The organism is Clostridium cuniculi, assembly GCF_004353185.1.
Lineage (GTDB): Bacteria > Bacillota > Clostridia > Clostridiales > Clostridiaceae > Clostridium > Clostridium cuniculi.
The window spans coordinates 1-1363 of the sequence record NZ_SMUS01000096.1 but is presented as its reverse complement, the minus strand read 5'-3'; the positions used below and the strand labels follow the sequence as shown (position 1 = coordinate 1363).

Below are 1363 nucleotides of genomic sequence, written 5' to 3'. Positions count from 1 at the left end.
TATTTAAGTGCGTCTATTTTTATATTCAATTTGATTTTAATCGAAAATGTACAATTATTTTTTTGAAAATATAGAAAAAGAGCTATTGCTAGCGGATTTTTTTACCCGCTATTGCGACAGCTCCTTTTTATATATTTTCTATTTGCCAATCAATAGGTTTTTTATTAATAGAAATTAAGAAGTTATTAATCTTTGAAAATGGCTTGCTTCCCAAAAATCCTCTAGATGCAGATAAAGGACTTGGATGAACAGAAGTAAGAATTAAGTGTCTCTTATTTGTAATTAAATTTTTCTTTTTGATTGCATTATTACCCCAAAGTAAAAATACAACAGGATCTTCTTTTTCATTGACTAAAGAAATGATCTTGTCAGTGAATATTTCCCAGCCTATACTTTTATGCGAATTTGCTTCACCGGCTCTAACAGTAAGAGAAGTGTTTAAAAGTAATACTCCTTGATCTGCCCATTTCTTTAAGTATCCATTATTAGGAATATAGCAACCTAAATCAGAGTTTAATTCTTTATATATGTTTAGTAATGAAGGAGGTATTTTTATACTAGGATTAACAGAAAAGCTTAACCCATGTGCTTGACCTGGACCATGATATGGATCTTGACCAAGGATAACAACCTTTATATCTTTATAAGAGGTAAAGTGTAGAGCGTTAAAGATATCATATTTATCAGGATATATGGTTTTAGTTTTATATTCATTTATCAAAAAGCTTCTTAAAGTTTGATAATATTCTTTATTAAATTCATCTTCCAAAAGATCTTTCCAATCATTTTTCAATATATTTGCCATTATGATCACTCCTAATTAAGAATAGTTTTTTTTAATTAATTTATAAATATTAGATAATTATAACACAAACGTTACCTAGTATATCAATAATAGAAAAATAGAGAAAAAATAAGAAAAAATAAGCAATGTTAAATATATTTGAATATAATCAATTAAAAGTAATAATAATAATAAATGAATAGTGATATTATAAATCTCGTCGCTGATGACAAAAACAAACAAAGCGAATGACTGTTAGAGTTGATGTGACAAGATAGTTTCTTCAAAAATGATGAAAGTTAAAACTTTTTTAAAAAAGTTGTTGACAGCAGTCGGAAGAAATGATAAGATAAGGAAGTCGCTTCGGTGCGACAGAGTAAATGGTCTTTGAAAATTGAACAGAATATAGTTAAAGTAAACCAGCAATTCTTTTGAGAGTCTTAAAACAAAGACTCAAAGTAATTTGAGCAAATGATTAAACTTTTTAGTGAGAGTTTGATCCTGGCTCAGGACGAACGCTGGCGGCGTGCCTAACACATGCAAGTCGAGCGAGTGGAGTTCTTCGGAACAAAGCTAGCG

The 1363-nt window shown here is 29.1% G+C and carries 1 protein-coding gene and 1 rRNA gene; one reads left to right on the top strand and one right to left on the bottom strand.

The window, feature by feature from the left end; genetic code table 11:
* Positions 1-127: 127 nt before the first annotated feature.
* Entirely contained in the window at positions 128-805 is a 678-nt protein-coding gene (locus EJJ37_RS19705; RefSeq protein ID WP_133017122.1) for a uracil-DNA glycosylase, read from the bottom strand.
* 462 nt (positions 806-1267) lie between these two features.
* Here EJJ37_RS19705 and EJJ37_RS19700 point away from each other — a divergent pair.
* Positions 1268-1363: ribosomal RNA gene (locus tag EJJ37_RS19700) — 16S ribosomal RNA — on the top strand; the annotation flags it as partial.